The sequence below is a fragment of the Levilactobacillus enshiensis genome (assembly GCF_007115095.1).
GTDB lineage: Bacteria > Bacillota > Bacilli > Lactobacillales > Lactobacillaceae > Levilactobacillus > Levilactobacillus enshiensis.
The window spans coordinates 1-5,008 of sequence record NZ_SULH01000022.1 but is presented as its reverse complement, the minus strand read 5'-3'; the positions used below and the strand labels follow the sequence as shown (position 1 = coordinate 5,008).

The window sequence follows — 5,008 nt, the reverse complement described above, 5'->3', positions numbered from 1 at the left end:
TAGGGTATACCCTATTGGCCTTTTTGAGCTTTTAAAATAGAATAAGTCCTGCTTTTTCTAATATCAGATTTAATCATCCATATGTTTTTGTAAATTTTGCGTTAGACATATTAAGTCTGGTACATTTAGCTCAACAGTATTAGTGCCTTCTCTACGATAGTACTTACCATTGTAGGGTTCAGGTTTCCCAGTATTATCTATTTTAATGGATAATACTGTTGCACCGTTATAGGTATAACTTTTTATGTCTTTTAACATTGTCATCATCTCTTCACTAACAGGCTCTTGAGATAGTGCTGAGAAATAATGTTGATAATACTCATCGATACTTTTTCCACTTAATGTTAAATCTCTTTTAATCCCAACAATGGAAATAGGTCCTATCTTAAATGGTTCTATTCCAAGGTCAGATGCGTTATAAGAATCAGAATCGGCAACACCAATCATGATGTAAGAACTCTTATGACTCGGAGTATTGGCAAAAGAAGTTGCTTTTTTTGCTATATTGGATACTAGTTTCGTGTTGAAAGTTTTCTTTTGCGTCTGTGGATTGAACGAATACAAACCAAGTTTAAATTCAAACCGTTCTGTTTCGCCAGAACTGTCTTCAAGTATTTGTTTAAGTATCTGTTCATCGCTATATTTTTTAATTCGTCCTTGCTAAAAATGAACCCTGGATCAAGTAATCCCTCAACAAGAGTAATATTGGTTTCCCTATCGGAAACTTTTATAGAATGAGATCCCTTTGCTAATTTAGATTCAAGTCCAGTGCTCTTATGCTAGATTTACGGACAGATTTTCTTCTGCCCTGTAAACTAATAGCATAGGATCATTTTTTAATATGATTCGATACAAAAAAGAATTTAAGCAGTTGTTGCAGGCGGCAATCAAGGTCGGAACGGTGAATAAGCAGTTGCAGCGTGAGACGATGGTGGGGCGGTTGATTGCGGGCAATTTGCCTAGTTACGCCCCTAGCCATCAAACATTGAATCCCAAGTCACCGTTGATGGGTCGGCGGATTGCATTTCTGGGATCGTCAATTACGGCCGGTGCGGGTGCACTGGAAGATTCGTTCGTCGATTATCTCGTCGCGACGGATGGCGTGATTGCCATCAAGGAAGCGGTGAGTGGCACCACTTTAGCAGGTAACGCACCAGATAGCTATGTGCAGCGGCTCTATCATCGGATTCCAGTGACCCAACCATTGGACGCTTTTGTCTGCCAACTTTCAACCAATGATGGGTGGCATGACAAGGCTATGGGGCAAGTTACGGGTGCACAACAGCGCCACGGCTTTGACGAAACGACGACGCTCGGAGCGATTGAAACAATCGTGGCCTATGTTCAACAGCATTGGGCGGTGCCAATCGTATTCTTCACTTGTGTGCGAAAACACGATGCGAATTATGGTAAATTAGTGCAGCAATTGAAAGTCTTACAAAAAAAGTGGCACTTCACGATTATTGACCTCTGGCAAGATCCAGTGGTCAAAGCTGAAAATCGCGCCCAACCACTAGCAATGGTCGACGACGCTCATCCAACCCGATTAGGTTATCGGAATATCTGGACGCCAATTTTTCGGCAACAATTAACGGACGTGCTTCGCCAGTCGGAACCATAATCGTCAATCGATTTCGCGTTTTCAAGGCTTCCGTCGATAGTCTAAAGAAATAAACATAACGACCGGATAAACCTGTCATGTGATAGGCTCATCCGGTCGTTATGTTTTAGCTTACTTCAAATTTTAGGTTAGTCTGCGACTTCAATCTTCCCAACCGCAATTGGTAAGGTGACGTGTGCATCGTAGGCGCCAACTTCACCAGCAACGGTGGCTGGTAAAGCCAAGTCTTGTGGTACGCCGTGAATGTAGATGACCCGTTTGTCGAGTTCCAAGTCATCGGTACCAAAGACTTCTTTGAACTTCGCTTGCAAATCAGCTAATGGCACATCGATTTCGTAGGCAAAGTGGCCTTGGGCGTCAGCGACTGGGTAGTTATCATTTGGCACGTCCATGTGATGTGGGGCGTTGTCAAATGGCACCATTGTTGTCCCTGAGACTGGTTCAGTTTCTGGCAAGTCGACAAATCCGTCATGATTGGCATCCTGCGCCATCGTGGCAATTTGGGCCGCCTTACCATCTGGAAAACCGTGGAAATGTTCCCAGTGTTGCGTATTTGCAGGTGTATCAAACATTTCAATCGCCACGTGTAATTGGTCACCGTCTTCAACAAAGGTGGCAGTTCCATGGGGTGCCGTTCCAATGCCTTCTGCGTTTAGTGGTACGATGTTAGCAACGTATTTTTTAGTCATGAATGATTCCTCCAATTCTTCATTATAAGTCCATTATATGCTATTCTAAACTTATTAAAATTGATATATGTCAAGAAAGAAAAATTTATGCACTGGCAAATTCTATAATTAATCCGAACAGAAATTAAAAAGCCCAAAGCAATCACTTACAATGGTAGTAGCTAATTCCAACCAATATAGGGAGTGATTACTTTGGGTACATCTACTTTATCACGTTTTCAACGTGGCGCACTAGCACAACTGGTCAATGAGGGGAATAAATCTTACCAAGTAATGGCTGACGCCTTAGGCGTCGCCAAAGCTACGATTAGCTATGAGTTGGACCGGGTTAAACCTTATGATCCAGAATTAGCTCAGCAAGATGCAGATCGCAAAAGGCGGAATTGCGGTCGTTGTTCGATGCTGACGGCAGCATTAGCGACTTTAATTACCAATCACTTACGATTAACCTGGTCACCAGAAACCATTGCGGCCGCTTATAACTTGAGCACTGCGTCAATTTATAATTGGCTTAATCGTGGCTGGCTCCCCTTCAAATTGACTGATCTACCCAATCGGAATGTCCGCCAGCACCGAGTGAGCGAAAATCGTGGGAAATTTACAAGTGGGACTTCCATCGAACAACGGCCAACAACTGTTAATCAACGGTTAGCTTTTGGTCATTGGGAAGTAGATACGGTGCTTTCTAGTCGAAGTGAGTCACGATCATGTCTGGTTACATTCGTAGAACGTAAGACCCGACTTCTATGGGCCATCAAAGCCCCTAATAGAACGGCTAAGGCTCTAAACACCGCCTTTGGCAAGTTTATGGGGGCCTTCGGTCCCCAAGTAAAATCCATTACTGTTGATCATGGTAAAGAGTTTGCCAATTATCAGGCCTTAGAACAGGATTATCAGATCAAAGTTTATTTTTGCCATCCATATTCACCATGGGAGCGAGGTTCCAATGAATATTTTAATAGACGGTTACGCTGGTTCTTCCCGAAAAAGACCAATTTTAGCCAAGTAACGACTGATGAGATCCTAGCAGCACTTGAACTAATTAATCAACGACCATTAAAAATACATCATCAACAGACTGCCATTGAAAGATTCCGGGCTTGTTCGGATTAAACTTGTAATTTGCCTCTACAAAAGATATTTTGCTGATTCTTAATTTAATCAAATTTAGGATCCTATGAAACCCCATGACTTAATCTTCATTGTGCTTGGTCAACACTTAATTCACCTGTATAATAGATTACGCAGGAAGTTTTAAGGGCGGTGGCTGTCTTTTCCCTTGCGAGGTGAGGCCCATGGGAACATGGAATAATCTTCAGGAAGGTTTCACAGTCAATGAGCGTCTTCCAGACACTCTCGTTGATGTTGCTGTTTGGCACGTTTTTAATCGCGCTACTCAGCTATATCGACAAGCACCACAAATAAAAAAGCCGCCCTGCGTAACTTTGGCCAGTTACAGGGTAGCTTAATGCTGTCTTATTAACTTCGCCACCGCCTTTGAAGCGGCTTGCGTGGGAAGTCCTGTTTTCGGCGGGGCTTCCTTTTCTGTCTCCATTATAGCATGCCCTTTAAAAACTGGCTAACGTTTTAAACTTTGATCAAGTTTGGATTCGGGTTGTTTGATTTCCGGATTCTGTTCAGCAAATGCTTTCAGTTGTTTTTGAGTTCGATCACTAATTTCTTGGTGCACATCGTTTAACTGGTTTTTAAATTGCGCTTTCTGTTGTGGACTAGTTGCCTGTTGGATTTGTTGTTGCAAGCTTTGATAGGACTTATTCAGTGACTGGGCTGCTAGCATTTTTAAATCATGCTCAGGCTCTTTTTGGGCTTCTTGTAAGCCTAATTGTTTGGTTAACCCGTCGCTAAGCTCAATCACTTTGTTGCTAACTTGCTGGATTTCACTTAAAGCACTATGGATCACAGCTGTATCTTTAGCCCAGGTAGCCACATAACCGAGCGAATAGTTACTGGTATCAACGCCAATATTTTGCATGGCAACATATGCGACCGCTTCGGCCTGGGTTTCCTGATAGGCTCGTGGCCGATCTTTAAAGGCTGATTTTAAGCCGTGTAGCTGGCTATGCGCATATTCGTGGTATAACGTCTTTAGTTTCAAAGCATTGTCGGGCTCATCGCCACCAATGACGATTTCATTAGTGCTGGGTTGAAAATACCCCTTAGCCCCATTTAGCGTCGCTAAAGGCACTTCACTGACTTTAAGGTCGGTTTGCTGGTTTAAATAATCTTTGAACGCGTTATATAAACTTGTCACATTCTGATGATCGGCCAAATTTTCTTTGACAAAATCTTTAGCACTTAGGACTGGTTCGCCGCTTGTCTGTGATATGTCAAATACTGGAATATAGCGATAACCAACTATGGCTTTTTCTTCGGTCGTATCAAGCCTTTTCTGATCCTCTGGAGTTAGTTTTTTAATAATAGGGGCCGCAATCCTGATCCCTTTTTCTCCTTTATTTACTGATCGTTTAAAATCATTCTGCCATTTTTTAAAGCCTGCAACTTGGCTGGCACTTGGATTTTGAGAATAGATAAGGTCAATATTACGTTGGCTATACCGGTGAAACTTTGCTACGGTATCAAGATAACTTTTAAATTTTTCACTATCAGTTAGTTTTAAAATTTCTTTTTCGGCATTTTCGACAAGCTGCCTTTTCCATTTTTCAGTTTCAACTTTACT

The 5,008-nt window shown here is 42.2% G+C and carries 6 protein-coding genes; 3 read left to right on the top strand and 3 right to left on the bottom strand.

All coding sequences use genetic code 11. The annotated features are described in order from the left end of the window. Positions 1 to 69: 69 nt before the first annotated feature. Positions 70 to 615 carry an AlbA family DNA-binding domain-containing protein gene (locus FAY32_RS14080; RefSeq protein WP_368408279.1) on the bottom strand — a complete coding sequence of 182 codons (546 nt, stop codon included), beginning with the start codon at positions 613 to 615 and terminating at the stop codon, positions 70 to 72. Between the two features lie 226 nt (positions 616 to 841). On the opposite strand from FAY32_RS14080, the gene FAY32_RS14075 reads away from it, so the two are divergent. Next, complete coding sequence (locus FAY32_RS14075) at positions 842 to 1,621, top strand: SGNH/GDSL hydrolase family protein (protein ID WP_143464089.1); 780 nt, start codon at positions 842 to 844, stop codon at positions 1,619 to 1,621. A gap of 128 nt (positions 1,622 to 1,749) precedes the next feature. On the opposite strand, the gene FAY32_RS14070 is transcribed toward FAY32_RS14075, so the two are convergent. Beyond that, on the bottom strand, positions 1,750 to 2,310 hold the full coding sequence (locus tag FAY32_RS14070) for a hypothetical protein (RefSeq protein WP_016374492.1): 561 nt from the start codon (positions 2,308 to 2,310) through the stop codon (positions 1,750 to 1,752). Positions 2,311 to 2,502: 192 nt separating this feature from the next. Between FAY32_RS14070 and FAY32_RS14065 the strand changes: the two genes are divergently transcribed. Both FAY32_RS14065 and FAY32_RS15035 read left to right on the top strand, forming a co-directional pair. Then, entirely contained in the window at positions 2,503 to 3,423 is a 921-nt protein-coding gene (locus FAY32_RS14065; RefSeq protein ID WP_143464087.1) for an IS30-like element ISLsa1 family transposase, read from the top strand. Positions 3,424 to 3,645: 222 nt separating this feature from the next. Continuing rightward, entirely contained in the window at positions 3,646 to 3,735 is a 90-nt protein-coding gene (locus FAY32_RS15035; protein ID WP_021353390.1) for a putative holin-like toxin, read from the top strand. A 154-nt stretch (positions 3,736 to 3,889) separates the two neighbouring features. Here the strand turns inward: FAY32_RS15035 and FAY32_RS14055 are convergent. Then, positions 3,890 to 5,008, bottom strand: a 1,119-nt coding sequence (locus tag FAY32_RS14055; RefSeq protein WP_225428355.1) for an ArdC-like ssDNA-binding domain-containing protein, incomplete at its 5' end; no start/stop codon positions are given.

Excerpts from the sequence above, each read along its gene's own strand:
- FAY32_RS14075 (WP_143464089.1), top strand. The coding sequence starts at position 842 with ATGATTCGATACAAAAAAGAATTTAAGCAGTTGTTGCAGGCGGCAATC.
- FAY32_RS14070 (WP_016374492.1), bottom strand. The coding sequence starts at position 2,310 with ATGACTAAAAAATACGTTGCTAACATCGTACCACTAAACGCAGAAGGC.
- FAY32_RS15035 (WP_021353390.1), top strand. The coding sequence starts at position 3,646 with ATGAGCGTCTTCCAGACACTCTCGTTGATGTTGCTGTTTGGCACGTTT.